The 26794-nt window shown below is 62.8% G+C and carries 16 protein-coding genes; 5 read left to right on the forward strand and 11 right to left on the reverse strand.

Features of this window, described 5'->3' with window-relative positions:
• Nucleotides 1-6: 6 nt before the first annotated feature.
• Genes mdtC through AC2CGI_RS00930 form a run of 3 tightly spaced genes read right to left on the reverse strand, consistent with a single transcriptional unit; the run spans nt 7 to nt 7456 of the window.
• Nucleotides 7-3087 (reverse strand): multidrug efflux RND transporter permease subunit MdtC, encoded by a 3081-nt coding sequence (mdtC, locus tag AC2CGI_RS00920; RefSeq protein WP_076741108.1) that lies wholly within the window; start codon nt 3085-3087, stop codon nt 7-9.
• Nucleotides 3084-6203: an MdtB/MuxB family multidrug efflux RND transporter permease subunit gene (locus AC2CGI_RS00925; RefSeq protein ID WP_049239886.1), complete on the reverse strand. Its 3120-nt coding sequence runs from the start codon at nt 6201-6203 to the stop codon at nt 3084-3086. The genes mdtC and AC2CGI_RS00925 overlap by 4 nt, the downstream gene beginning before the upstream one ends.
• Nucleotides 6203-7456, reverse strand: coding sequence for an MdtA/MuxA family multidrug efflux RND transporter periplasmic adaptor subunit (locus tag AC2CGI_RS00930; protein WP_004941577.1), 1254 nt, complete (start codon nt 7454-7456; stop codon nt 6203-6205). The genes AC2CGI_RS00925 and AC2CGI_RS00930 overlap by 1 nt, the downstream gene beginning before the upstream one ends.
• Before the next feature lie 272 nt (nt 7457-7728).
• Here AC2CGI_RS00930 and AC2CGI_RS00935 point away from each other — a divergent pair, with 272 nt between their 5' ends.
• Together AC2CGI_RS00935 and AC2CGI_RS00940 are read left to right on the forward strand one after the other, a co-directional pair.
• Complete coding sequence (locus tag AC2CGI_RS00935; protein ID WP_015378734.1) at nt 7729-8682, forward strand: aldo/keto reductase; 954 nt, start codon at nt 7729-7731, stop codon at nt 8680-8682.
• 61 nt (nt 8683-8743) lie between these two features.
• On the forward strand, nt 8744-9361 hold the full coding sequence (locus AC2CGI_RS00940) for a pyridoxamine 5'-phosphate oxidase family protein (RefSeq protein ID WP_004941582.1): 618 nt from the start codon (nt 8744-8746) through the stop codon (nt 9359-9361).
• Here the strand turns inward: AC2CGI_RS00940 and AC2CGI_RS00945 are convergent.
• Both AC2CGI_RS00945 and yegD read right to left on the reverse strand, forming a co-directional pair.
• Nucleotides 9358-9924: a GNAT family N-acetyltransferase gene (locus AC2CGI_RS00945; protein ID WP_075684606.1), complete on the reverse strand. Its 567-nt coding sequence runs from the start codon at nt 9922-9924 to the stop codon at nt 9358-9360. The genes AC2CGI_RS00940 and AC2CGI_RS00945 overlap by 4 nt on opposite strands.
• A gap of 49 nt (nt 9925-9973) precedes the next feature.
• On the reverse strand, nt 9974-11326 hold the full coding sequence (yegD, locus tag AC2CGI_RS00950) for a molecular chaperone (protein ID WP_033632391.1): 1353 nt from the start codon (nt 11324-11326) through the stop codon (nt 9974-9976).
• A 164-nt stretch (nt 11327-11490) separates the two neighbouring features.
• Between yegD and alkA the strand changes: the two genes are divergently transcribed.
• Nucleotides 11491-12981: a DNA-3-methyladenine glycosylase 2 gene (gene alkA, locus AC2CGI_RS00955; RefSeq protein ID WP_075684604.1), complete on the forward strand. Its 1491-nt coding sequence runs from the start codon at nt 11491-11493 to the stop codon at nt 12979-12981.
• An 8-nt stretch (nt 12982-12989) separates the two neighbouring features.
• Here the strand turns inward: alkA and AC2CGI_RS00960 are convergent, their stop codons facing one another.
• From AC2CGI_RS00960 to ppk1, 6 genes are all read right to left on the reverse strand, one after another.
• Nucleotides 12990-13343 carry a DNA-binding protein gene (locus tag AC2CGI_RS00960; protein WP_004941591.1) on the reverse strand — a complete coding sequence of 118 codons (354 nt, stop codon included), beginning with the start codon at nt 13341-13343 and terminating at the stop codon, nt 12990-12992.
• 195 nt (nt 13344-13538) lie between these two features.
• Nucleotides 13539-16868, reverse strand: a complete 3330-nt coding sequence (locus tag AC2CGI_RS00965; RefSeq protein ID WP_076741109.1) for a diguanylate cyclase — start codon at nt 16866-16868, stop codon at nt 13539-13541.
• A 185-nt stretch (nt 16869-17053) separates the two neighbouring features.
• Nucleotides 17054-18487, reverse strand: coding sequence for a magnesium transporter (gene mgtE, locus AC2CGI_RS00970; protein ID WP_015378729.1), 1434 nt, complete (start codon nt 18485-18487; stop codon nt 17054-17056).
• A gap of 103 nt (nt 18488-18590) precedes the next feature.
• Nucleotides 18591-18773 carry a YfgG family protein gene (locus AC2CGI_RS00975; protein ID WP_076741110.1) on the reverse strand — a complete coding sequence of 61 codons (183 nt, stop codon included), beginning with the start codon at nt 18771-18773 and terminating at the stop codon, nt 18591-18593.
• A gap of 181 nt (nt 18774-18954) precedes the next feature.
• Entirely contained in the window at nt 18955-20505 is a 1551-nt protein-coding gene (gene ppx / locus AC2CGI_RS00980) for an exopolyphosphatase (RefSeq protein ID WP_004941603.1), read from the reverse strand.
• 10 nt (nt 20506-20515) lie between these two features.
• A complete protein-coding gene (gene ppk1 / locus AC2CGI_RS00985; RefSeq protein ID WP_004941606.1) occupies nt 20516-22579 on the reverse strand; it encodes a polyphosphate kinase 1 in 2064 nt (687 codons plus the stop codon).
• A 396-nt stretch (nt 22580-22975) separates the two neighbouring features.
• On the opposite strand from ppk1, the gene AC2CGI_RS00990 reads away from it, so the two are divergent.
• Nucleotides 22976-25147 carry an ABC transporter permease subunit gene (locus AC2CGI_RS00990; protein WP_076741111.1) on the forward strand — a complete coding sequence of 724 codons (2172 nt, stop codon included), beginning with the start codon at nt 22976-22978 and terminating at the stop codon, nt 25145-25147.
• The gene (gene pstA, locus AC2CGI_RS00995; RefSeq protein ID WP_015378727.1) at nt 25144-26793 is read left to right on the forward strand and encodes a phosphate ABC transporter permease PstA; all 1650 of its coding nucleotides are present in this window, start codon (nt 25144-25146) and stop codon (nt 26791-26793) included. The genes AC2CGI_RS00990 and pstA overlap by 4 nt, the downstream gene beginning before the upstream one ends.
• Nucleotide 26794: the final 1 nt, after the last annotated feature.

The following is a 26794-nucleotide window of genomic DNA, read 5'->3' on the forward strand; positions in this document are numbered from 1 at the left end:
CGGCCATTAATGGGGCAGCGGGGCCAGTTGCTTGTTGCGGCGGAACTTCGCCTGCAGCCGGTCGAAGTAAAGGTAGACCACCGGGGTGGTGTACAGCGTCAGCAGTTGGCTCATCACCAGGCCGCCGGCGATGGTGATGCCGAGCGGCTGGCGCAGCTCCGCGCCGTCGCCGCGGGTCAGCACCAGCGGCAGCGCGCCGAACAACGCCGCCAGCGTGGTCATCATGATCGGCCGGAAACGCAGCAGGCTGGCCTGGAAAATCGCCTCGCGGGCGCTGATGCCGCCGTTGCGCTGCGCCTCGAGCGCGAAGTCGACCATCATGATGGCGTTTTTCTTCACGATGCCGATCAACAGCATGATGCCGATCAGCGCGATCAGGCTGAACGGCGCGCCGAACAGCTCGAGCGCCAGCAGCGCCCCCACGCCGGCGGAAGGCAGCGTGGAAAGGATGGTCAGCGGATGGATATAGCTCTCATATAGCACGCCGAGCACGATGTACACCGTGGCGATCGCCGCCAGGATCAGGATCAGCTGCGACTTCAGGGTGTCCTGGAACACCTGGGCGGTGCCGGCGAACGCGCCGCGCACCGTAGACGGCACGCCGAGCTGAGTCATGGTGCGCTCGACCGCCGCGGTGGCGTCCGACAGGCTGCCGCCGTCCGGCAGGTTAAAGGAGACGGTCGAGGCGGCGGACAGCCCCTGATGGTTGACCGACAGCGGCGCGTTGGCCGGCCGCCAACTGGCGAAGTAGGAGAGCGGTATCGCTTTGCCTTCGTTGTTGATGATGAACATTTTGTCCAGCGAACTCACGTCCTGGGTGTAGGGCGGCGCCACTTCCATCACGACTTTGTATTGGTTGAGCGGTTGGTAGATGGTCGAAATCTGTCGCTGGCCGAAGGCGTTGTTCAATAGGTTGTTGGCGTCGGACACCGAAATGCCGAGGCGCGCCATGGTTTCACGATCGTAGACCAGATCCATCTCCGAGCCTTTATCCTGCTGATCCGAGTTGACGTCCGCCAGCTCGGGCAATGCGGCCAGTGCGGTGCGGATCTTCGGCTCCCATTCGCGCAGCGCGGCGAGATCGTCCGCCAGCAGCGTATATTGATAGCTGGCGTTGGCCTGCCGGCCGCCGACGCGGATATCCTGCACCGCCATCAGAAACAGGCTGGCGCCCGGTTCTTTGGCCAGGCGGGCGCGCAGGCGGGCGATCACTTTCTGCGCGTCGTCGCTGCGTACCGACAGGGGTTTCAGTGAGATGAACATCGAACCGCTGTTGGTGCGCGAACCGCCGGTAAAACCGGTGACGTTTTCCACGTCCGGATCTTCGCGCACGATTTTCATGAAGTCTTCCAGTTTGCCGCGCATCGCCTGGAACGAAATGCTTTGGTCGGCCTGGATAAAGCCCATCAGGCGGCCAGTATCCTGTTCCGGGAAGAAGGTTTTCGGGATGCTGATATACAGCCAAACGTTGAGCGCAACGGTGGCGAGGAACACCGCCAGCACCCAGCGCGAGTGGCCGAGCACCCAGTTCAGCGAGCGCCCGTAGCCCTGCTGCAGCCCCAGCAGCATTTTACCGAAGCCGCGCGCCCGCCGCTGCGAACGCGGCGGCTGGTGGCGCAGCAGGTAGGCGCACATCATCGGCGTGAGCGTCAGCGAGACGATCAGCGACAGCCCGATCGACACCGACAGAGTGACGGCGAACTCGCGGAATAGCCGGCCGGGCAGGCCTTCCATCAGCAGCAGCGGGATAAACACCGCCACCAGCGAAACGCTCATCGACAGCACGGTGAAACCGACCTCCCGCGCGCCCAGCAGCGCGGCGTTGATCGGTTTCATGCCGGCCTCGACGTGGCGGGAAATGTTTTCCAGCACCACGATGGCGTCGTCCACCACAAAACCGGTGGCGATGGTCAACGCCATCAGCGACAGGTTGTTGAGGCTGAACCCGCACAGATACATGGCGGCGAACGAGCCGATCAGCGACACCGGTACGGCGACAGCCGGGATCAGCGTGGCGCGCCCGGAGCGCAGGAAGATGAACACCACCAGGATCACCAGCCCGATGGCGATCGCCAGCGACTGCTCCACCTCGGCCAGCGACGCGCGGATGGTCGGCGAACGATCCTGCGCGACGTTGAGTTGAATCGAAGCCGGGATATTCTCCTGCAGGGCGGGCAGTTCGGCGCGAATGCGATCGACGGTTTCGATGATGTTGGCGTCCGGCGCGCGGCTGATGGCCAGAATGATCGCCGGTTTGGCGTCGGTCATCCCGGCGTTGCGCACGTCTTGCACCGAGTCTTTGACCTCGGCCACGTCGGCTAAACGCACCGCCGAGCCGTTGTTGTAATGAATGATCAGCGGACGATAAGCATCGGCGGTTTTCAGCGCGTCGTTGGCCTGGATCTGCCAGCGCTGCTGCGGGTTTTCCACGGTGCCCTGCGGGCGGCGCACGTTGGCGTTGGCGATGGCCTGCCGTACGGTGTCCAGCGACACGCCCTGATTGAACAGCGCCGAAGGGTTCAGCTCCACCCGCACCGCCGGCAGCGAGCTGCCGCCGACGGAAACGTCGCCGACGCCCTCGGTCTGGCTGATCTTCTGCGCCAGCTGGGTGGAGGCGAAATCGTAAAGCTGCCCCTGACTGTAGGTGTCCGAGGTCAGCGTCAGGATCATGATCGGCGCGTCGGATGGGTTGACCTTGCGGTAGCTGGGGCGGCTCGGCATGCCGGTCGGCAGCAGGCTTTGCGCGGCGTTAATCGCCGCCTGCACGTCGCGCGCGGCGCCGTTGATATCGCGATCGAGATCGAACTGCAAAATGACCCGGGTACTGCCGAGCGAGCTCATCGAGGTCATTTCGTTAACCCCGGCGATGCGGCCCAGCGCGCGCTCCAGCGGCGTTGCCACCGAGGACGCCATGGTTTCCGGCGAGGCGCCCGGCAGCGACGCGCTGATCGAAATCACCGGAAAATCCACCTGCGGCAGCGGCGACACCGGCAGCAGGCGAAAGCCGATCGCGCCGCTGATGGCGATGGCCAGCGTCAGCAGGGTGGTGGCCACCGGCCGGTGAATGAACAGGGCGAAGAATTTCACGGCAGCTCCTGCGTATCCGGCTGGCGATGCGTGTTGCGCGCCAGTTTGTCAAACAGCAGGTAGATCACCGGCGTGGTGAATAGCGTCAGGATCTGGCTCATGATCAAACCGCCGACCATACAGACGCCGAGCGGATGCCGCAGCTCCGCGCCGACGCCGGTGCTCAGCATTAGCGGCAGCGCGCCGAGCAGGGCCGCCAGCGTGGTCATCAGGATCGGCCTAAAACGCAGCAGGCAGGCCTGATAGATGGCGTCGCGCGGCGATAAGCCCTGCTCGCGTTCCGCCGCCAGCGCGAAGTCGATCATCATGATGGCGTTCTTCTTCACGATGCCGATCAGCAGGATGATGCCGATGATGGCGATCACGTCCAGCTCGCTGCCGGCCATCATCAGCGCCAGCAGCGCGCCAACCCCGGCGGTCGGCAGGGTGGAGAGGATGGTCACCGGGTGAATGAAACTTTCATACAGCACGCCCAGCACGATGTACATCGCCACTACCGCCGCCAAAATCAGCCACAGCGTGCTGCCGAGCGCCGCCTGGAAGGCCAGGGTCGCCCCCTGGAATTGGGTGGTGATGTCCCTTGGCATGTTGAGATTTTTTTCCGCCTGGGTGACCGCGTCCACCGCTTCGCCGAGCGAGTAGCCGTCGGCGACGTTGAACGAAACGGTGGCCGATGGGAACTGATCGAGATGGTTGACCGACAGCGGGCCGAAGCGCTCTTCGATTTTGGCGATGGCGCTCAGCGGCACCACGGCGCCGTCCTTGCCGCTCAGACGGATCTCATTGAGCGCCGCCAGCCCCGGTGTCGCGCTGACGTCGTGCTCCAGCACCACGCGGTATTGGTTGGCCTGGGTGTAGATGGTGGAGATCAGGCGCTGGCCGAAGGCGTTGTACAGCGCATTGTCCACGTCGCTCATGGTGACGCCGAGGCGCGAGGCCGAATCGCGATCGACGTTGACGTAGGCCACCAGCCCCTGATCCTGCCAATCGCTGGTGACGTCCGCCAGCTGCGGGGTGCGCTTCAGCTCATCCATCAGCTGCGGCACCCACAGGCTGAGATCGTCCAGCGACATCGCCTGCAGGGTGAACTGGTACTGGGTGCGGCTGACCTGGGTATCGATGGTCAGATCCTGCACCGGCTGCAGGTACAGCTTCACGCCGGGGAACTGCGCCGTTTGCTGCTGCAGGCGGCTGATGACCGCCGGAATGCGGTCGCTGCGTTCGCTCAGCGGTTTCAGGTTGATCTGCAGCCGGCCGCTGTTGAGCGTGGCGTTGCTGCCGTCGACGCCGACGAACGAGGTCAGGCTTTCCACCGCCGGATCTTTGAGGATCTGCGCCGCGACCTGCTGCTGGCGCTCGGCCATGTTGCTGAACGAGACGCTCTGCGGCGCTTCCAGCGTGCCCTGAATGATGCCGTTGTCCTGCACCGGGAAGAAACCTTTCGGGATCAGCAGGTACAGCAGCACCGTCAGCGCCAGGGTGCCCACGGCCACGCCAAGCGTCAGCCAGGGATGGTTAAGCACCGTTTTCAGCCACTGGCCGTAGCGCGCGATCACCCGCTCGAAAAAGCGTTCGGAGGCGGCGGAAAAACGGTTCTGCTTGCGCAGAGATTCGTGGCTGAGCATGCGCGCGCACATCATCGGCGTCAGCGTCAGCGACACCACGGCGGAGATCAAAATCGCTACCGCCAGCGTGACGGCGAACTCGCGGAACAGGCGGCCGACGATGTCGCCCATGAACAGCAGCGGGATCAGCACCGCCACCAGCGAGAAGGTCAGCGAGATGATGGTGAAGCCGATCTCGCCGGCCCCTTTCAGCGCGGCGTCGAGCGGCTTTTCCCCTTTCTCGATGTAGCGCGAGATGTTCTCGATCACCACGATGGCGTCGTCCACCACGAAGCCGGTGGCGATGGTCAGCGCCATCAGCGTCAGGTTGTTGATGGAGAAGCCGAGGAAGTACATGGCGGCGAAGGTGCCCACCAGCGACAGCGGCACCGCCACGCTGGGGATAATGGTCGCCGGCACGTTGCGCAGGAACACGTAGATCACCATCACCACCAGCGCGACAGCCAGCAGCAGCTCGAACTGCACGTCGCTGACCGAGGCGCGGATGGTGGTGGTGCGATCGGTCAACACCTTAACGTCGACCGACTTGGGCAGGCTTTTAATCAGCGTCGGCAGCATTTCGCGGATGCTGTCGGCGGTGGTGATGACGTTGACGCCGGGCTGGCGTTGGATGTTCAGCACGATCGCCTGCTGCTGGTTGGCCCAGGCCGCCAGCCGGGTGTTTTCCGCCCCTTGTTCGATGGTGGCGATATCCTGCAGGCGGATCGCCGCGCCGTTTTGATAGGCGACGATCAGCTGGCGATAGTCGTCGGCGGATTTCATTTGGTCGTTGGCGGACAGGGTGACCGATCGGGTCGGGCCGTCAAGGCTGCCTTTCGCCGAGTTGACGTTGGCGTTGCTGATGGCGGCGCGGATGGTTTCGCTGTTCAGGCCATAGGCGGCGACCGCCGCGGCGTTTAATTTTACGCGCACCGCCGGGCGTTGGCCGCCGGCCAGGGTCACCAGGCCGACGCCGGTCACCTGAGAAATTTTTTGCGCCACGCGGGTTTCCACCATGTCTTCCACCTGCGTCATCGGCATGGCGGTGGAGGTGACGGCCAGCGTCAGGATCGGCGGATCGGCGGGGTTAACCTTGCTGTAAATCGGCGGGTAGGGCAGATCGTTCGGCAGCAGGTTGGTGGCGGCGTTGATCGCCGCCTGCACTTCCTGCTCCGCGACGTCGAGCGGCAGCGTCAGCTGGAATTGCAGCGTCACCACCGAGGCGCCGCCGGCGCTTTGCGACGCCATTTGCTTCAGGCCGGACATCTGGCCGAACTGGCGTTCCAGCGGCGCGGTAATGGCGGAGGTGACCACGTCCGGGCTGGCGCCGGGGTATAGCGTCACCACCTGGATGGTGGGGTAGTCCACTTCCGGCAACGCGGATACCGGCAGCGCGCGATAGCCGATAATCCCCGCCAGCAATATCGCCACCATCAGCAGCGTGGTGGCGACCGGACGCAGAATAAACAGGCGGGACGGACCGCCGCCGGCGTTGGGAGGCATCACCTGCATCAGGACTTCCTCTGAACGTCAGGTTCGCGCTTGGCTTTTGACGTCGCAGGCGCGTCGTTCGGCGCGAGCACTTCCACCTGCATGCCTTCGGTCAGGCGATCGATGCCGTCGGTCACCACCCGATCGCCGGCGTTGAGGCCGGCGCTGATCACCACCTGCCGGCTGTCCTGCACGCCGGCGGTGACCCGATGTTTGCTGACCTTGTTGTCTTCGCTGAGCGTCCAGACGAAGTTGCCTTCGTTGCCCATCTGCAGCGCGGCGGTCGGGATCACCACCGCATCGTGCAGGGTATCCACCTGCAGCCGCGCGTTGACGAACTGGTTGGGGAACAGCGCGTCATCTTCGTTGGCGAAACGCGCTTTCAGCTTGATGGTGCCGGTGGCGGTATCAATTTGGTTGTCCAGGCTCAGCAGCGAACCGGTCGTCAGCTTGTTCTGGTTGGTGCGATCCCAGGCTTCGACGCTCACCGGCCCGGCTTTTTGCGCCTTGAGCAGATCGGCGATGTTGCCTTCGGGCAGCGTGAACACCACGTCGATCGGGTGCGTCTGCGTGATCACCACCAGACCGGTGGTGCTGCCGCTGGTGACGTAGTTGCCGACGTCGACCAGTTTCAGGCCGACGCGGCCGTCGATTGGCGCAGTGATGCGGCTGTAGGTGATCTGCAGTTTGGCGCTGTCGACCGCGCCCTGATCGGCTTTGATGGCGCCTTCGGTTTGCTGCACCAGCGAGGCCTGCGTATCCAGCTCCTGACGGGAAACCAGATTGGTTTTCACCAACTGCTGATAGCGCGCCAGATCGCGTCGGGCGTTGGCCAGCGTGGCCTGATCTTTTGCCAACTGCCCCTGAGCCTGGGTCAGCTGCACCTGGAACGGCCGGGGATCGATCTCCGCCAGCAGATCGCCGGCTTTGACCTGCTGGCCTTCGGTAAAGTGGATCGCCATCAGTTGGCCATCGACCCGGCTGGTGACGGTCACGGTATTGGCGGCGGTGGCGGTGCCCAAGCCGGAAAGATAGCGCGGCACGGTTTGTTGCGTGGCTGTCGCCGCCTGCACCGGCGACATCGGCGCGCCGCGTCTGCCACCCGCCGCGCGGCCCGCTCCCGTTTTACCGGCGGCCTGGTGCGCGCCCGGCGTCGTCCCGGCGGTCGGTTGGGCTGCGCTGAAATGGCGCCAGGCCAGAACGGCGACGATGATCGCAATCGCCGCAGCCAGCAGGCGCAGCAGCAGGGAACGACGTTGGGGTTTTGCATTCATGGTGGTGAAAATTCTCTCCAAAAGGCAGGGGCGCGGGCACTCATTGCCACAAAAATGACACTCCTTACAGGATACTAGTTTAGCCAGCGAAGACGGCATAAAAATGAAGGAAATATGGAGGAACCGTCAGCATTGTCTTAATAAGTGGGTGATTTGCGCGTGCTATGTTTATAAGTGATTTATTCCGGCTTATAGCCAATACGTTTTAACGATTTCCTGCATTTGGCGCTAATAATTAACAGGCAAATCATTTAACCCATGGAGCCTTTGTGATGAGCAAGAAACAACTGGGCCGTTCGGGCATTCAGGTGCCGGCGTTGACCTTTGGCGGCAACGTGTTCGGCTGGACGGCGGATCAAGCGACCTCGTTCAATCTGCTGGATGCGCTGGTGGACAATCAGCTCAACTTTATCGATACCGCCGACGTTTATTCCAGCTGGGCGCCGGGCAACCGGGGCGGCGAATCGGAAACCGTCATCGGCGAATGGCTGAAGAAGAGCGGCAAGCGCGACCAGGTGATCATCGCCACCAAGGTGGGCAAACCGATGGGCGAAGGCAAACAGGGGCTGTCGCCGCGCTATATTCAGCAGGCGGTGGAAGATTCGCTGCGCCGTCTGCAAACCGATTATATCGATCTCTACCAGTCGCACGACGATGACCGCGATACGCCGCTGGAAGAGACGCTGGCGGCGTTCGATGCGCTGATCAAGGCCGGCAAGGTGCGGGCGATCGGCGCCTCCAACTATCAGGCGGATCGCCTGGAAGAAGCGCTGCGGGTGAGCGAAAGCAACGGATTGGCGCGCTACGAAACCCTGCAGCCGGAATACAATCTGTATGCGCGCGAAGGGTATGAAGCCGAGCTGGAAGGCGTGGCGCAGCGCCATGGTCTCGGGGTGATCAACTTCTTTGCGCTGGCCAGCGGCTTCCTGACCGGCAAATACCGCAGCAAAGCGGACGAGGGCAAAAGCCAGCGCGGCGATCGCATCGTCGAACGCTACCTGAACCCGCGCGGTTTCCGCATTCTGGCGGCGCTGGATCAGGTGGCAGGTAAACACGGCAGCTCTCCGGCGCAGGTCTCGCTGGCCTGGCTGATTGCGCGTCCGAGCATCACCGCGCCGATCGTCAGCGCCACCTCGTTGCCGCAGCTGGATGAGTTGGTCAGCGCCACCCGCCTGACGCTGGATGCGGACGACATTCAGACGCTGAACCACGCCAGCGCTGAGTAAGAGCCGCCGGCGATTTTGCTCTATGCTGAAGGGGTCAATATGACTTATTCAGGAAACTGCAATGTCTGGCGATATCATCAACGACCTCGCGGCGCTGGAACAGCTTTACGGCAAACCTGCCGCGCCCTCGGTTTTTAAAGAAGTCAGCTATATCCACCCGGCGTACCGTCCGTTTATCGAGGCGGCGCCGTTTGCCGCCCTCTCGACGGTCGGGCCGGACGGCATGGATGTCTCCCCGCGCGGCGATCCGGCCGGTTTTATCCAGATCGAAGACGAGAAAACCCTGCTGTTGCCGGACCGGCGCGGCAATAATCGCATCGATAGCCTGCGCAATATCCTGCACGATAACCGGGTGGCGCTGCTGTTGCTGATCCCCGGCATCGGCGAAACGCTGCGGATTAACGGGCGGGCGGAGATCGTGGTGGCGCCGGCGGTGTTGCAGCGCTTCGCCCACCGCAACCAGCTGCCGCGTTCGGTGCTGCGCATTCGGGTGGAGGCGGTGTTCTTCCAGTGCAGCCGGGCGATCTTGCGTTCGGGGTTGTGGGAAGAGGGCCGCCGCCTCGAACGTTCGGCGCTGCCCAGCCCCGGCCAAATCTTGGCCGCGGTGAGCCAAACGCGCTTCGACGGTGAGGAGTACGACAGCGCGCTGCCGCAGCGGCTGAAGGATACGCTGTATTAATCGCCGTGGCGTTCGCGCCACGTTTGCCGGTTAAGCCGGTACAAGACGTGCTGTTGCAGCGGATGGCCCGCCGGCAGGCGCGGGTGCAGGAAGGTTTCACCGTCGAAGCGCATACCGATGCGCGTCATCACCCGGCGCGACGGCTGGTTATCTTCGGCGGTGAAGGACACCACTTCCGGCAGGTGCAGCGTGTCGAAGGCGCACGCCAGCGCGGCGCGCGCCGCCTCAGCGGCGTAGCCGTTGCCCCAGTGAGCCGCCGCCAGCCGCCAGCCAATCTCCACGCAGGGGGAGCAGGGCAGGTCGTCACCCGGCCGCGCCAGCCCGACAAAGCCGATAAAAGGCGCGCCGTCTTTCACTTCCACCGCCCACAGCCCCCAGCCGTGTTGTTGCATGAAGGCGCGGATGCGTTCGGCCTGCGCGCGGCTTTCCTCGGCCGTCATCAGCGCCGGGAAATAGCGCATCACCTGCGGATCGGCGTTAAGCGCGGCGAAGGCCGGCAGATCGTCGTCACGCCAGGGGCGCAGCCGCAGCCTGGCGCTGTCGAGGGTAAGCAAGGTGGACATGATAGGGCCTCCAATAAACAAAGGCGCGGCGAGCCGCGCCCTTGGGCTGTCAACGGAACAGCGTTTGCGCCCAGCGCGCCAGCCCGGCGGTGACCGAGCCGAAGTCGTTGCCGCCGACGATCGGAATGCCCGGCAGCTGCTGTTGCAGCGCGGCGCGCAGCAGCGGCGAACGCGCGCTGCCGCCGGTCAGGTAGATCACCTGCGGCGCGGTCTGGCTGCTGGCCAATGCGGCGCTGACCTGCTCCTGGATGCGCATCAATGGCTGCGAGATGGCGTCGGCGAGCTGATCCTGGCTGATGCTCTCCGCCAGATCGGCCTGCACGAAATTGAGCGGCGCGCTGATGGCCGTTTGGCCGGACAGGGCTATCTTACTCTCTTCGGCCGCCCGCACCAGTCGGTAGCTCAGGCGCTGCTGGTACACTTTCAGCAGGCGTTTCACCTTTTCCGGCTCCGCCGCGTCGAGGATCAGATCGCGCAGCACGCGGCCGTTGGCGGCGCTGTAGAAGTCGTTTTGCGCCGGCACGTCGTTGGTCGCCACCGCGTTCCAGTAAGGCAGCGCCGGCAGGGCGATGCCCTTCGCGGTTTCGCCGCCGAGGCCGAACAGCGGCATCAGCTGTTTGAAGGCCAGCATGATGTCCAGATCGTTACCGCCGACCCGGCAGCCGCTGTGGCCCAGCAGGCTCTGCTGGCGATCGGCGCGGTCGCGCCACTGCGGCCCCATCAGCAGCACCGAGCAGTCGGTGGTGCCGCCGCCGATGTCCACCACCAGCACGGTTTGCTCTTCGCTCAGCGTCGCCTCGAAGTCCAGCCCCGCCGCCACCGGCTCGAACTGGAATTCAATGTCCTTGAAACCGGCGCGTTCGGCGGCGCGCTGCAAAATGCCCTGCGCCTGCCGGTTGGCTTCGTCGCCGCCGATACCCTGGAAGTTGATCGGCCGGCCGATCACCGCCTGATCGATGCCGGTCTGCAGCACATTTTCCGCCTGGCGTTTGATGTGGAACATCATGGCGCACACCAGGTCTTCGAACAGCGCGATCTGCTGCGGCTTCAGGCCGTTGGCGCCGAGGAAGGATTTCGGCGAGCGCACGAAGTACACCTCTTCCGGATCTTCCATGTAGTGCGCCAGCGCCTGCAGGCCGAACAGCACGCTGTCGCCGTTGACCGGAATGTCTTCTTCGCGGTTGTAACTGATGGCGCGGCGCAGCAACTGCTGGTTTTCTTCGCTGCCGGTTGGGATCTGCCAATGGCGGTGCAGGCATTCGCTCACCGCTTCGCGGGTCGGCGCGCACAGCATCGAAGGCAGATAGGGCGCGTTGTTTTCCAGCGTCAACAGCTCGGGGCCGTGGTCGCGCATCACTGCAACGGAACAGTTGGCGGTCCCGTAATCGAATCCAATAAACATCTCTTTTTTGTCCCCATGCCAATGAAGGGGGGCGACTTTACCCGAGACGAGGCCGGCGGGCAATGCGCCAATGCGCGAGTGTCGAAAAATTTAGCGGGCGCGGCGGCGGCGTGCTTAACTTAATGTCCGAATTCCGCACGTCAGCACGCCAGCCGAGCCCCATAATGCAGAAAAAACCGACCCCGAGCGTTGCCATGAATACTCAACAGCAAGCGTTGTACGACGCGCTGCGCGCGCGTGACCGCAAATTCGACGGACGTTTTTTCGTCGGCGTTTCCTCCACCGGCATTTATTGCCGCCCGGTGTGCAGCGCCCGCACGCCGAAGCTGGAAAACTGCACCTTTTATCCGAGCGCGGCGGCGGCAGAGTTGGCGGGATTTCGCCCCTGCCTCAAATGCCGGCCGGAGCTGGCGCCCGGCCTGGCGCTGATCGATCTGGGCAACCGCTATGCGCAGGTGGCAGTGCAGCTCATCGAGCAGGGGTATCTGTCTGAACACAGCTGCGAAGCGCTGGCGGCGCGGCTGGGCATTTCCGATCGCCATCTGCGGCGCATTTTCGCCGAACAGTTTGGCGCCTCACCGATCGATTACGCCCAGTCGCATCGGCTGCTGCAGGCCAAACGCCTGCTGGCGGACACCGATCTGCCGCTCAGCGAGGTGGCGTTCGCCGCCGGATTCGGCAGCCTGCGGCGTTTCAACGAGCTGTTCAAGGCGCGCTATCGCCTGATCCCGTCAGCGCTGCGCAGCGGCGGCGCGCGCGGTGAACGGGCCGCCGCCAGTGGGCTGGTGTTTCACCTGGGCTATCGGCCGCCCTATGACTGGGAGCGCATGCTGAATTTCTTGCAGGCGCGCGCCGTGCAGGGCGTGGAGCGGGTCGACGGACGCCGCTACCTGCGCTCGATCGCCGTCAGCCTGGGCGGCACGGAACACCGCGGCTGGGTCAGCGTGCAGCCGGAAGAAGCGCGCAATCGGGTTCGGGTAGAGATCGCGCCTGCGCTCAGTCTGGTGACGACGGAGGTGTTGCGCCGGGTGCGCCTGCTGTTTGATCTGGATGCCGCGCCGGATCGCATCAATGAGGCGCTGGGCTCGCTGGCGGCCGATGCGCCGGGATTGCGCCTGCCGGGCTGCGTGAACAGTTTCGAGCAGGCGGCGCGGGCGGTGCTGGGCCAGTTGGTCAGCGTAAAAATGGCGGCGACCTTCGCCGGGCGGATGACTGAACGCTGGGGGGAAGCCCTGGCGACGCCGCATGAGGGCATCACCCATGTCTTCCCCACCGCAGAACGGGTGGCGCAGCTGCAGCCCGAAGAACTGCGCCCGCTCGGGGTGCAGCTGAAGCGCGCGGCGGCGCTGATCGAGATCGCCCGCGCGCTGGGCGAAGGGCGGCTGCAGCTCGACAACGTGCTGGATATCGAACAGGGCATCAAGGCGCTGACCGCGCTGCCGGGTATCGGCAGCTGGACCGCCAGCTATATCGCGATGCGCGCCTGGTCGTGGCCGGACGTGTTCCTGGCCGGCGATTACCTGATCAAACAGCGTTTTCCCGGCATGACGCCGCGCCAGATAGAACGCTACGCTGAACGTTGGCGCCCGTGGCGCTCTTACGCCACGCTGCATCTGTGGCACAACGACGGCTGGGCGCCGAAAGGGGAGAGTTGAACGCAGAGCTAGCGAGGGGTGTCGATCAGCTGCAGCAGGCGGCTCATGCCCTCGCGCATCAGGAACGCCAGCAGCTTTTCCCGCTCGGCCGGCGTCAGGTGGTAGTAATACTCGATCCAGACCCGTATCGGATCCTGGCGTTTGACGTCGTAATCCGGATGGTCGGTTTCGCGCAACGCCGACAGGCTGCGCGCGCCGAACGGCAGACTGTCGATATGGTATTCCAGCGCTTTGCCCTGTACGCCGCTGCGGCGGCGGCTGACCCAGCCTTCACGCCGGGCCATCAAATTGACCCCTTGCGGAGTTGAAGGCAACCCCGCCTTACCCATCAGTTCCCTGGCGGAAAACCATTTCTTTTCCATAGTCCCTTATCCCTGAGCCATCACATGCCGAGGAAAATCAACGGATACGCTGATAGTCGCATGGGCGCTTCATCTTACTTAATCGTTTAAGCTTCAGGTGTTATTTATATCACTAATCTTGTCTTGGTTAATATCATGTAACGAACGAGATGCGAGGCGCCGCCTGGGAGACGGCGCCTGAGAGGGGGGAGAAGGTTAACGGATGCCGAAATAGCCGTCGCTGAGCAACACCGCCAGCGGCTGCTCCAGCGCCACCTGGTCGCCGTCCGCCAGATCGACGCCGATGTCGCGCAGCGCCTGCAGCGTCACCGGCTGGTGAGCCGGCCCGGCGAAGGTCTGCGCTTTAATGCGATGCGCCGCGCCGTTGAGCATCGAGACCATCAGCTCGTCCATCTGGTTGCAGTGCACGTTGGTGATAAAGCGCTCATCGATGCGAATGATGTCGATCTTCTGATCGCTGAGTTCATCGAACGCATTGATGTTATGTCCGAAGCCGTTGACGATCAGCCGGCAGCCCTGCTGCTGCAGTTCGCGGAGAAATGCCCGACACTGTGCGGCGTGCTCCAGTATCGCGGCCTCATCGACGCTGAACAGCAGCGCCTGCGGCGGCAGCGAGGAAGCGCGCACCGTTTCCGTCAGGTAGCGCTGGAAGTCGGCGCTCAGCAGGCTGTCGATGGCCAGCGGCAGCGAGAGCGACAGCCCTTTGCGTTTGATGTCGTCGGCATATTTCACCAGCAGTTGCGCCGCCGTCCAGCGGTCGATGTCCGGCATCAGGCCGTACAGCTGCGCGGCGGTGATGAACGCCTCGTGCGACAGCGGGCGCTCGTCCGGCGCCATCACCTGCAGCTTCACCTGGTGAAACGCGGCCGACAGCGGCGTCGCCGGCGGCGCGACCGCGTGAGTCAGCAGCCGCAGTTGCCCCTCGCTGATGATCGTCTGCACTTCCTGCTGGCTCAGTACCTCGTGTTGCCGCTCCAGCAGCTGTTTCTGCCGCGTTTCGTACAGATAAACCTGGCCGCGCCCCTGGTGCTTGGCGGTATAGCAGGCGATATCGGCCTGCGCCAACAGTTCGCTGCTTTTGGCGTCGGCACTGATGCGCGTGATGCCGGCGCTGGCGCCGACGCGATAAATCTTCCCTTCCCAATAGAACGGGTGCTGGCTGATTTGATTAACCACTTGCTGCACCAGCGATTTGGCCTGTTCCAGCCGGCAGTCGTACAGGATCAGACCGAACTCGTCGCCGCCCAAACGCGCCAGGCAGTCGCTGCCGCGCAGTTGGTGCCGCATCAGCTGGGCGATATCCCGCAGCAGGGCATCTCCCGCCGCATGGCCGGCGGTGTCGTTCACCGCCTTGAACCGATCCAGATCGAGGAACACCAGCGAATGCGGCGACGACGGTTCCCCGCCGGCGACGATCGCCGCTTTCAGCTGTTTCTCGAAGCGGGTGCGGTTCGGCAATCCGGTCAGCGCATCGTGCGAGGCGCTGTAGCTGAGTTTTTTCATCAGCTCGCGCGAGGCGGTGACGTCCTGCAGCACCATCACCGCGCCCATGGTTTCCCCGTCGAGGGTTTTCAGCGGTGAGACCGACTGCTGTACGTCGAAATAACGCCCGTCGCGGCTGTGCAGCACCAGCGCATAATCCGCCGGCCATTGCCGTGGGTATTGCGTGAGGTTTTCGATTTCCGGGCCGTCTTTGCCGTTGGTCAGGCGCACCACGCCGGCGACGGGCATACCGATCGCCAGGTCGAGTGGCCAGCCGCACATCTGTTCCGCCACCGGATTCATAAAGGTGATGCGCAGGTGGCTGTCGGTGGAGATCACCCCTTCGCCGATGGCGTCGAGGGTGATGTGCAGGCGCTCTTTCTCTTCGTGCAGCGCCTCGGCGAGGCTCTTGAGCTCGGTCATGTCGATATTGGTGCCGATCAGGCGCAGCGGCCGGCCCTGATCGTCGAGGATCACGTTGCCCTGGCCGCGGATATGGCGCAGTTTGCCGCTGCGCGTAGTGATGCGAAACTCCATGATGAACGGCCGCGGCTGCGCCAGGATCTCGGCCAGCTCGCGATCGGTGCGCTCGCGATCTTCCGGCACCAGCAGGGTGCGCCACAACGCCAGCGTCGGCGTTTGGTCGGGGGGGAGATCGTAGAGTTCGAACATGCGCTGATCCCAGGTGAAGTTTTCCTGGCTCATCACCCATTCCCAGATGCCGACGCCGCCCACCTGGTTGGCCAGCGTGATGCGCTCCACCAACCGGTTGTTCTCCGCCTCGCTGCGCTTAAGGTCGCTGATGTCCTCCACCTGAGAGATGAAGTACAACGGCCGGCCTTCGCCGTCGCGCACCAGCGAGACCGCCAGCAGCGCCCAAACCGTCTGGCCGTCGCTGCGGATATAGCGCTTCTCCATGGTGTAGCTGCTGATATGGCCGTCGAGCAGTTCGTGCAGTTGGGTCAGGTCGGCGTTCAGATCGTCCGGGTGGGTGATCTCTTGAAAGGTCAGGCGATAAAGTCTTTCGGGCGGATAGCCGAGCAGCTTGCACAGCGCCTGGTTAACCTGCAGCCATTTGCCCTCCGGCGACACCAGCGCCATGCCGATGGCGGAATACTCCAGCGCGCTGCGAAAGCGGCTTTCGCTCTCGACGATATGTTGCTTTTCCACCCGGAAGGTGTGCATCACCATCGCCATGGCGTGCGCCGGGATCAGGATCAGCAACATCGGCAGATAGAGGCCGAGTTCGCCCAGGAAAGTGTGCTGGGAAGACTGAAGGCGCAGCAGGCCCAGCGACAGCAGGACGGTGATCAGCAGGAGAGTGCAGAAACAGACGGTGAAGGTTTCGAAGCGCGACAGGGCGATAGCCGCCCACAGCAGCGGCAGGATGACGAAGGTAAAGGGGAAGGGCAGATGCGTCAGCGCCAGATAGCTGAAGGCCAGCGAGCCCATCAGGGTCAACAGCAGCGGATACGGATTCAGCCCGGCCAACAGACGGCGGTGATAGGTGAGCCCGAGCGGCGCCAGCGACAGCACCCCTATCGCTTCAGAGATGAACCAGGTGCCGAACGATTGCCAAAACGTCAGGTCCGGCGTGGGGGTTAGTCCGGCGGCCAGCAGCGCGCTGAACAACGGGGTAAAGATCACCGCGCAGACCACGAAGCGCAGCCAACAGCCCAGATCGCTCAGCGGATCGATCGCCGGCAGCGTGCGGCGCAGCAGCAGAGCGCACACTGCCGCTTCCAGCAGGTTGATGGCGGCCAGCTTGACCGGAATGGCGCTGAAGCCGAACAGCAGGAAGCTGGCGAGTACGATGCCTGTGCCGCTGGCCAGCAGCGGCAAACCCCAATGACGCGGAGGATGGCGATACAGCACGGCGATCGCGGCGGCGGTCGGGAACCACAGCGGCGTGAAGTGATGAGCCTCACTGGATAACGACAGGCTCAGCAAGGCGAGCAAAAATGTCGCCAGCGCCACGAACAGAGAATGTGTCAGCATAACGCCTTTGTGTGTGCCGAACGCGTTCGGCGCGCTGATATCCATAGACATCCTTACCGATGACCTCTGCCTGTGATTGGATTCATGACGTGGATGAATCAAGATGATTTATTGAAAAAGGGTAGTACAGCGCGGGAGGAAAACCTATCGGGAGGGCCGACTTTACTGCGTTAGCGCAAACCCGGCGACAGAATGACGAAAAAGCCGGCGCGGGGCCGGCTTTGAGCGTCTTACAGCAGGAACAGGGTGGCGAGGCCGAGGAAGATGAAAAAGCCGCCGGTATCGGTCAGCGCGGTGATGAGCACGCTGGAGCCGACCGCCGGATCGCGGCCCAGTTTGAGCATGGTCATCGGGATCACCACGCCCATCAGCGCCGCCAGCAGCAGGTTGAGCAGCATCGCCAGCGTCATCACGCCGCCCATCGCCGCGTCGCCGTACAGCAGCCAGGTGATCACGCCCATGATGCCGCCCCACACCACGCCGTTGATGATGGCGACGCCCAGCTCTCTGAGCATCAGGCGCGAGATGTTGCCGACTTCGATCTGGTGCAGCGCCAGCGCGCGCACGATCATGGTGATGGTCTGGTTGCCGGTGTTGCCGCCGATGCCGGCGACGATCGGCATCAGCGCCGCCAGCGCCACCAGCTGGGAAATGGTGTGCTCGAACAGGCCGATCACCCGCGAGGCGACAAACGCGGTGCAGAGGTTGATCGCCAGCCAGGCCCAGCGGGTTTTAACCGCCTTGCTGACCGGGGCGAACACGTCTTCTTCCGGGCTCAAACCGCCCATGCGGCGCAGGTTGGTGTCGCTCTCTTCGTTGACGGCGTCGACGATCTCTTCGATGGTCAGGCGGCCCATCAGTTTGCCCTTGGCGTCAACCACCGGGGCGCTGATCAGGTCGTAACGTTCGAATGCGCCGGCCGCTTCATCGGCCTTGTCCTCAGGCTGAAAGGTGGCGGGATCGCTGTCCATCACTTCGCGTACCGGGATCTCCGGGTCGTTCAGCAGCACCGCGGTGAGCGGCAGTTCGCCCAGCAGGGTGTTTTTGCGATCGGTGACGAACAGTTTATCGGTGGCGTCGGGAATGGTTTTGCGCATGCGCAAAAAACGGTGTACCGCGCCGAGCGTGACGTCCGGCCGCACCGTCACCAGTTCGAAATCCATCATCCAGCCGACGCTGTCTTTGGCGTACTGGCTCATCTCGCGCACCTGAGCGCGCTGCTCCGGCTCCAGCGAGGTCAGTAACCGGCCCATCAGGTTACGCGGCAGGTATTGCGCCAGATAGGCCTGTTCGTCCACGTCCAGCGTTTTGATCGCTTTGAGCAGGTCTTTATCGCTCATTTCCTCGATCAGGCTGTCCCAGACCGGTTCGGCGACTTCCACCAGCGTCTGGCCGCGCTTGCTGTTGCCCACCAGCCGCCACAGCGCCATGCGTTCGTCCTGCGGCAGCGCCTCCAGCAGGTCCGCCAGGTCGGCGGCGTGCATGTCGTCCAGCAGGCCGGTGATTTCCGCCGTCTGGTTCAGCAGTTCGCTTTGGCTGAGGGCGTGTTCATCCCCTGGCCGGCCGAGAATGCCGTCGACCAATTCCTTATTGTTCAACAACAGAGTGAGAATGCGCTGGCGGTGTTCAGCGACTTTTTTGACGTTATGGGTTGCGGCTGACATGGTGTTCCTTAACGGGCGCTCGGCGTTCCTGACGCAGGCTCATTAAAAGATAGAGCATAGCGAGTGCCGGAGTCATTTTTATGAAACGGACGGGGCGCGGCGGTTATTCAGAGGAGGCGTCCTCTTGCGGCGCGCTGACTTCGGCGGCGTTTTGCGCAGCGGCCTGCTTTTTTTCCTGATGATGAGGCACCGCCACCACGGCGGCGTACAGCAGTCGGCCGACTAAAATGATAAAGCTGATAAACAACACTATCTTCGTCATCTGTCCGGTGGTTTTCTTGCGCATATATCACCCGGTATGCCGGTGTCCTGTGTTATTCGCTCGAGAATTTGTAACCGGATTTTAGGCGCTGATGACAAAAGTTGTCCATTTTTTTCCGGCGAGCGGCGCGCCGTATTAGGGTTTCGTTTAGGTTGGCGGAGCGAGGGCGGAAAGAAAAACCCCCTGGCTGGCAGGGGGCGCGGGATCAGGCGGAGCGCTGTTCGTCTTGCGAACCTTCTTCGTCGATCAGCAGCTTCCAGCCGACGACGTCGTTCCAGTAGGCCTGCTCGCGCTCGAAGTCCAGCTGCACCAGGTTGTTTTGCGCCAGGTAGCCGGCCGGGAAGCGCAGCGTCCAGTGGTTGTCGTCGGTGGTCAGGCGCAGCGTTTCCGGCGTGGTGGTCGACTGGCGCTGGTTGTTGAGCAGGGTGCTCAGACGCAGCAGCTGGATCAGCGGCAGGTAGTGTTTCTTTTTGAACAGGTTGAGGCGCGGCAGCTCTTCCAGCTTGATCGCCTTGCGGTGGAAACGCACCAGCGCCGCCAACAGCAGCTGCTGTTCCTGGTTGAAGCCAGGCAGGTTGGAGTTTTGCAGAATGTAGGCCGAATGGCGATGCATGCCGCTGTGGTTGATGCTCAGCCCCACTTCGTGCAGCATGGCGGCCCATTTCAGCAGGGCTTCCAATTGCGGATGCACCAGCTTGGTATTTTGCGCCATCCACTGCGAATAGAGCAGTTCGGTGGTTTCCAGCACCCGCTTGGCCTGTTCGCGGTCGATGTTGTAGTGATCGGCCAGGCTTTTGGCGGTGCGGCTGCGGATGTCCTGGTGGCGGAAGCGGCCTTCCATTTCATACAGCACGCCTTCGCGCAGCGCGCCGTCAGACAGGCGCAGATCGCGGATCGCCAGCGCATCGAACACGCCGCACAGGATAGCCAGCCCCGGCACGAACACCGATTGGCGATCTTCCGACAGCCCCGGCAGGCTCAGTGAGCCGAAGCTTTTGAACTGCAGCACCTGTTCGGCGAGCATTTCCAGGCGTTCGAGGGTGATCAGACCGTCTTTTTCGCCCATCGCCACCAGCACTTCGTGGGCGGCCTTGATGGTGCCCGAGGCGCCCAGCGCATACTGCCAGCCCTGAATGCGGTACTGCCAGGCCAGCGTTTCCAGCTTCTGCGCCGCAGCCAGCCGCGCGCGGCGGAAGTTGTTTTTGCTGATCTCGCCGCCGGGGAAGAACAGCTGGGCGAAGCTGACGCAGCCCATGCGGCGGCTTTCCGCCAGCAGCGGCTCGAAGTCTTCGCCGATCACCAGCTCGGTGGAGCCGCCGCCGATGTCGATCACCAGCTTGCGGCCTTTCTCCGGCTGGGTGTGTTCCACGCCCATGAAGATCAGACGCGCTTCTTCCTGGCCGGCGATGATTTCGATCGGGTAGGGGATCACTTTGGCGGCGCGCTTGAGGAACACTTCGGCGTTCACCGCCTGGCGCAGGGTGTGGGTCCCGACGATGGTGACGTTATCCGCCGGGAAGCCCTGCAGCCGTTCGGCAAACAGCGCCAGGCAGGCCAGGCCGCGTTCTATCGCCTCTTCACTGAGTACGTTGTTGCTGTCCAATCCGTCGGCGAGGTGCACCCGCTGTTTTAAACGGCCCAATACCTGTAAGGCGCCGTTGACGACGCGGGCGATCACCATGTGGAAACTGTTCGACCCGAGGTCGATGGCGGCGATTTCCTGCGGTTTGTTCGTTGCAGTGTTTTTTAGCGGCATAGTTGCTGGCCTACTGTCCTGGTTGTTCCAGAGCTTTTAAATACTCGTAAATAGCCACCTGGGCGCGCACTTTGCGGCGGTTGCCGCGCGGCACGTACTGGTTGCTCAGTTCTTTATCCACATAACGGGCCTTGACCGTATCGCTGAACAGGATCTCCAGAATGTCCAGAACGCGCTGTTTCAGCGCCGGATCCAGCAGCGATACCGCCACTTCGATACGGTAATCTATGTTGCGGGTCATCCAGTCGGCGGAGGACAGATACACCCGTTTGTCACCTTTGTTGTCGAAAACGTAAACCCGATCGTGTTCCAAAAAGCGATCGACGATGCTGATCACCTGAATATTGTCGCTGATCCCCGGCAGGTTGGGAATCAGGGAACACATGCCCCGCACCAGCAGACGGATCTTCACGCCGGCGCCGGACGCGGTATATAACCGATCTACCAGCCCTTTATCCACCAGATTATTTATTTTCAACATAATGCCGGCCTGTTCCCCGGCCTGGGCGTTGGCGATTTCGTTGTCGATCAGCTCATACAGCTTCAGGCGCGAGTTCTGCGGCGACACCATCAGGTTATCGAAGGTGACCGGGCGGTAGGGGTTCTCGATAAAGTTGAATACCCGGCGTACCTCGTTGGTGATGCGCGAGTCGGCGGTCAACAGCGAATAGTCGGTGTAGATGCGCGCGGTTTTTTCGTTAAAGTTGCCGGTACCGATATGAGCATAGCGCACAATTTCATCGCCTTCACGGCGTGAAATCAGGAACAGTTTGGCATGGATTTTCAGCCCCGGCGCCGAGAAGATCACGTGCACGCCGGCCTCGGTCAGGCGCTTCGCCCAGTGGATGTTGGCCTCTTCGTCGAAGCGCGCCTGCAGCTCGACCACCACCGTGACTTTTTTGCCATTGTGCGCGGCGTGGATCATCGATTCGATGATGCGCGAGTCTTTCGCCACCCGGTAGATGTTGATTTTGATCGCCAACACGCTCGGATCGAACGACGCCTGGCGCAGCAGCTCCAGCACGTGTTCAAAGGTGTGGTACGGGTAGTAGAGCAGCACGTCCTTTTCGCGAATGGCGTCGAAGCCGTTGCGGAAACCGTCGAACCAGATGTGGCGCAGGCGCGGCAGCGGCTTGTTGACCAGGTTGGCCTTGCCGACGTTCGGGAAGCTGATGAAATCTTTAAAGTTGTGGTAACGGCCGCCGGCGATCACCGAATCGTAGTTGGAGATGCCCAGCTTGCCGCGCAGCAGCTCTACCATCTCGTTCGGCATGTCGCGCTGATAAACGAAGCGCACCGGCTCGGCGGTGAGGCGCTGTTTCAGGCTGGAGGACATCAGTTCCAGCAGGCTGGATTCCATTTCGGTGACCAGATCGTATTCGGCGTCACGGGTCATCTTCATCGAATAGGCGTTGAGCGCGTCGTAGTCAAAGAAGCCCTTGAAGATATCGTCCAGGCAGTAACGCAGGATGTTGTCGAGCAGGATCATCGGCTTACGGCGGCGCGGCGCTTCCGGCGGCAGATTGACGAAGCGCGGCACCTTGTCGGACGGGATCTCCAGCAGCGCATAGTCGATGCGCGCGCCGCGGATGATCTCCACCGCCAGATAGGTGTAATCGTCTTTCAGGAACTGCACCAGGTTGGTGTCGTGGTTGATCAGGATCGGCGTGATGTGCTGGCGCAGGTGCTGTTTGAAATATTGCCGCAGCCAGATTTGCTGGTTCTCGGACACCTGGCGTTCGTTGATCAGGAAGATCTGGTTGCGCGCCATTTCCAGCAGCAGATCGTTGTACAGACCGTCGAACTCCTGATCGGTTTTCAGCACCTTGGCCTGGATCTTTTTCAGCAGATGGCGTGAGGAACCGGCGGAGCCTTGCTCTTCGCTGATCAGGATGCGCCGTTTGAGATCGGCGAAGCGGACTTTATAGAACTCGTCGAGGTTGTTGGAGTAAATGCCCAGAAAACGCATACGTTCAATCAGGGGATTGCTCTTATCTGCGGCTTCCTGCAACACGCGCTCATTAAAGGATAACCAGCTTAGTTCTTTTTCGATGTAGAGCTTTTCCTGACCCATTGCCACTCCAGTTCAAATTTAGAATAGGATCCGGGACGCAGCGCCCGGATGCCGCTCTAGTGTCCTTCATCATTATTGCGAGAGATTGACAGGAAAGTCCAACATATCCATTGCGTTGGCGCGCGGCGTTTTTCGGCGGCAATAAATTTTCCCCGCGGCGGGATGCCCGGCAGTGAAACGATCAGCATGAAATGACGGTTAGCAGGCTTATTCTTGGCGTTATAAAGCGTGTTTATGGTCATTTTTCAGCAATATATCAAATTCATATTGTCTGATGGCAGTGTAAAAAACCTGAGTTATGGCGGGTAACTTTGTCATGCAAACGTCATAAAACTGACATAAGATGCCCGGTTATCTTACGGCGCAAGCCCGATTACATCAGCGACAGCGAGACACATGACACAGACGACGGCCAATCAACATCCCCGAGATCGCATGCGCGGGCGCATCGACCGCGGCGTGCAGGCGGCAGTGACCGCCAGCGGGCTGATGGTGCTGATGACGTTGATGCTGATCTTCGTTTATCTGCTGTTTGCGGTGCTGCCGTTGTTCAAACCGGCCTCGCTCGGCCAGGCGCAGCCGCTGCCGTTCACGGTATCGGCCCCGGCGCTGGCGCTGGGCATGGACGTGCAGCAGCGCGTCGGTTATCGCATCGACGCGCAGGGCGCGGGGCAATTTTATCGTCTGACGCCGGCGCCGAGCGGCCAGGCCCAGATGCCGCTGGCGCAGCAGACGCTGTTGGCCAAACCGACGCTGCTCGCGCAGGCCGCCGGCGAGCGCGATCTGTTTGCGCTGGCGCAGGCTGACGGCCGGTTTGTGGTGGCGCGCGCGGATTTCGCCACGGCTGAAAACGGCCGGCCGCAGTGGCAGTTCCCGCTCGGGCAGCAGCCATTGGCGCTGGATCCACAGCGCAAGCCGCTGAAGCTGCTGTCGCTGGCGGATGCGCATCGCGGGCAGTATCTGCTGGCCGGAGTGACCGACGATCGGCGGCTGGTGTTCGGCCGCTTCAGCCCCGACCGGCCGCCGCAGTTCAGCGAGCGGCCGCTGGAGCACGAAGGGGAGCAGCTGGTGCTGACGCCGGATGGCCGCCAGCTTTATCTGCTGACCGGCAACCGGCTGGCGCGTTATCAGATCGACGGCGCACAGCTGCAGCTGCGTGAAACGCGTACCCTTGGCGAACACGCCCCGTATCAGATGACGGCGCTGCCCGGCGGCAGCGCGCTGCTGATCAAGGGCGCCGACGGCAATCTGCGCGAGTGGTTCGAGGTGGAAAAAGATCGGCGCTGGCGTCTGACGCCGGTGCAGCATTTCGACCACGGCGCCGACGGGCAGGAGCTGACGGTGGCTGAGCCTTACCGCCGGGTGTTCGCCACCCTGCGGCCCGATGGCGGCTTCTCGCTGTTCTCCGCCATTCAACCGCAGCCGCTGCTGAATACCCGTTTGGGCGCCGAGGTGCGGCAGATGGCGTTCGCGCCGCGCGGCGATGGCCTGCTGCTGGAGAGCGCGCAGGGCTGGCAGCGCTATGCGCTCGACAACCCTTATCCGGACGTTACCTGGCGTTCGTTGTGGGGCAAGGTGTGGTATGAGAACTACCCGCAGCCGGCCTATGTCTGGCAGTCCACCTCCGGCGAAGACAGTTACCAACCCAAATTCAGCCTGATGCCGGTGATCTTCGGCACCTTTAAGGCGGCGGCTTACGCGATGCTGTTCGCCATCCCGCTGGCCTTGGCCGGCGCCATCTATACCGCTTACTTTATGACGCCGGGGCTGCGGCGGGTGATCAAACCGGCTATCGAAGTGATGGGCGCGCTGCCGACGGTGGTGATCGGGCTGGTGGCCGGCATTTGGCTGGCGCCGATCATCGAGCAGTATCTGTTGGCGGTGCTGGCGTTGCCGCTGCTGCTGGCGGCGGCGGTGCTGCTGTGCGGCGCGTTGACCCATCGCTTTATGCCGCGCTGCCGGCCGGGCGTCGATCTGCTGTTGCTGCTGCCGCTGCTGGCGTTGACGGTGTGGCTGGCGCTCAACCTGGGGCCGCGGCTGGAGGTGGCGTTGTTCGGTGAGCCGCTGCATTTCTGGCTGGGGGATAATTATGACCAGCGCAATGCGCTGGTGGTAGGTGTGGCGATGGGCTTCGCGCTGGTGCCGATCATCTTCTCGCTGGCGGAGGACGCACTGTTCAGCGTGCCGGCGACCCTGAGCCAGGGTTCTTTGGCGCTGGGCGCTACCCAGTGGCAGACGGTGATCAAGGTGGTGCTGCCATCCGCCAGCGCCGGCATTTTCTCCGCGCTGATGATCGGCTTTGGCCGCGCGGTGGGGGAAACCATGATCGTGCTGATGGCTACCGGCAACACGCCGATTATCGACGGCAGCCTGTTCCAGGGGCTGCGCGCGCTGGCGGCCAACATCGCCATTGAAATGCCGGAGGCGGTCTCCGGCAGCAGCCATTACCGCGTGCTGTTCCTGACCGCGCTGGTGCTGTTTGTCTTCACCTTCGTGTTCAACACGCTGGCGGAGGCGGTGCGCCTGCGGCTGCGCAAGCGCTACACGCCGAATCAGGAGGCGCCATGAAGAACTGGGTGAAGAGCGGGTCGCCGTGGATATGGCTGACCGCCGGTTCGGTGGCCGTCAGCCTGCTGGCGCTGATCGGCATTCTGTTGCTGCTGGCCGGGCAGGGGATGCGCTATTTCTGGCCGAGCCCGGTTTATCAGTTCGAACTCAATCAGAACGGCGCCGGACCGGTGACGGTGATCGGTGAGCTGTACCAGCAGCAAAGCATTTCCCGGCGCCAGCTGGCCGAGGCGGGCGTTACGCCGCCGGGCGAGGCGCAGAGCGTCGAACGCTATCTGATTAAGGTCGGCAACCGCGAGCGCGAGGGGCAGGATTTCCGCACCTTGCTGGCCAGCGATGTCCACAGCCAAAGCACGCCGCGCAGCCTGCTGGTGCTGGAACGCGACAGCCACGGCACCGCTTACGGTTATCTGGCGGGGCTGCTGGAAGACGGGCAACCGCTGACTGGCCGCAATCTGGGGCAGGCGTTGCAGCAGCGCCTGCCGCAAATCGCCGCGCTCTCGCGCCAGGCGCACGACATTCAATTCCGCGACATGGCGCGCATCAATCAGCAGTTTGACGCGCTGCGGCTGCGGGAAAAGCGCCTGCAGCGCGACGATAAGCTGGACGCCCGCGCACAGGACGCCATCAAGGCCGAACGGCTGGAACTGCAGCGGCAGTATCAGCTGTTGTCCGAACGTCTGGCGGGGCTGAACCGCGATCGCCAGCGCGATGCGTTGCTGCTGCGCGACATGCACGGGCAGACGTTGACCATTCCGCTCAGCCAGGTGCGCGATGCCTGGTACCCGAACGCCATGAACACCACCGAGAAGCTGGCACACTGGGGCGAGCAGGTGAAGAAGTTCCTCACCGACAGCCCGCGCGAAGCGAATACCGAAGGCGGGGTGTTCCCGGCCATTTTCGGCACGGTGTTGATGGTGATCCTGATGTCGATCGTGGTGATGCCGTTTGGCGTAATTGCGGCGGTATATCTGCACGAATATGCCGGCAACAATCTGCTGACGCGGGTGATCCGCATCGCGGTGGTCAACCTGGCCGGCGTGCCCTCGATCGTCTATGGCGTTTTTGGCCTCGGCTTCTTTGTTTACATGATTGGCGGCACGCTCGATCAGCTGTTCTATCCCGAGTCCTTGCCCAACCCGACCTTCGGTACGCCCGGCGTGCTGTGGGCGGCGCTGACGTTGGCGCTGCTGACGCTGCCGGTGGTGATCGTCGCCACCGAGGAAGGGCTGTCGCGCATTCCCGCCTCGCTGCGGCAGGGCTCGATGGCGCTGGGCGCCAGCCGGGCCGAGACGTTGTGGCGCATCGTGCTGCCGATGGCGGCGCCGGCGATGATGACCGGCCTGATCCTGGCGGTGGCGCGCGCCGCCGGTGAGACGGCGCCGCTGATGCTGGTGGGGGTCGTGAAATCGGTGCCGGTGCTGCCGGTGGACGAGATTTTCCCGTATCTGCACCTGGAGCGGAAGTTCATGCATTTGAGCTTCCAGATCTACGATATGGCATTCCAGAGCCCGAGCGTAGAGGCGGCGCGGCCGCTGGTGTTCGCCACCGCCTTCCTGCTGGTGACGATCGTGGTGAGTTTGAATCTGGCGGCGATGGGTATCCGCCATTCGTTGAGGGAACGGTACCGAGCATGGTCGCAGTAAC

The sequence above is a fragment of the Serratia sp. LSHTC3 genome, assembly GCF_057197125.1.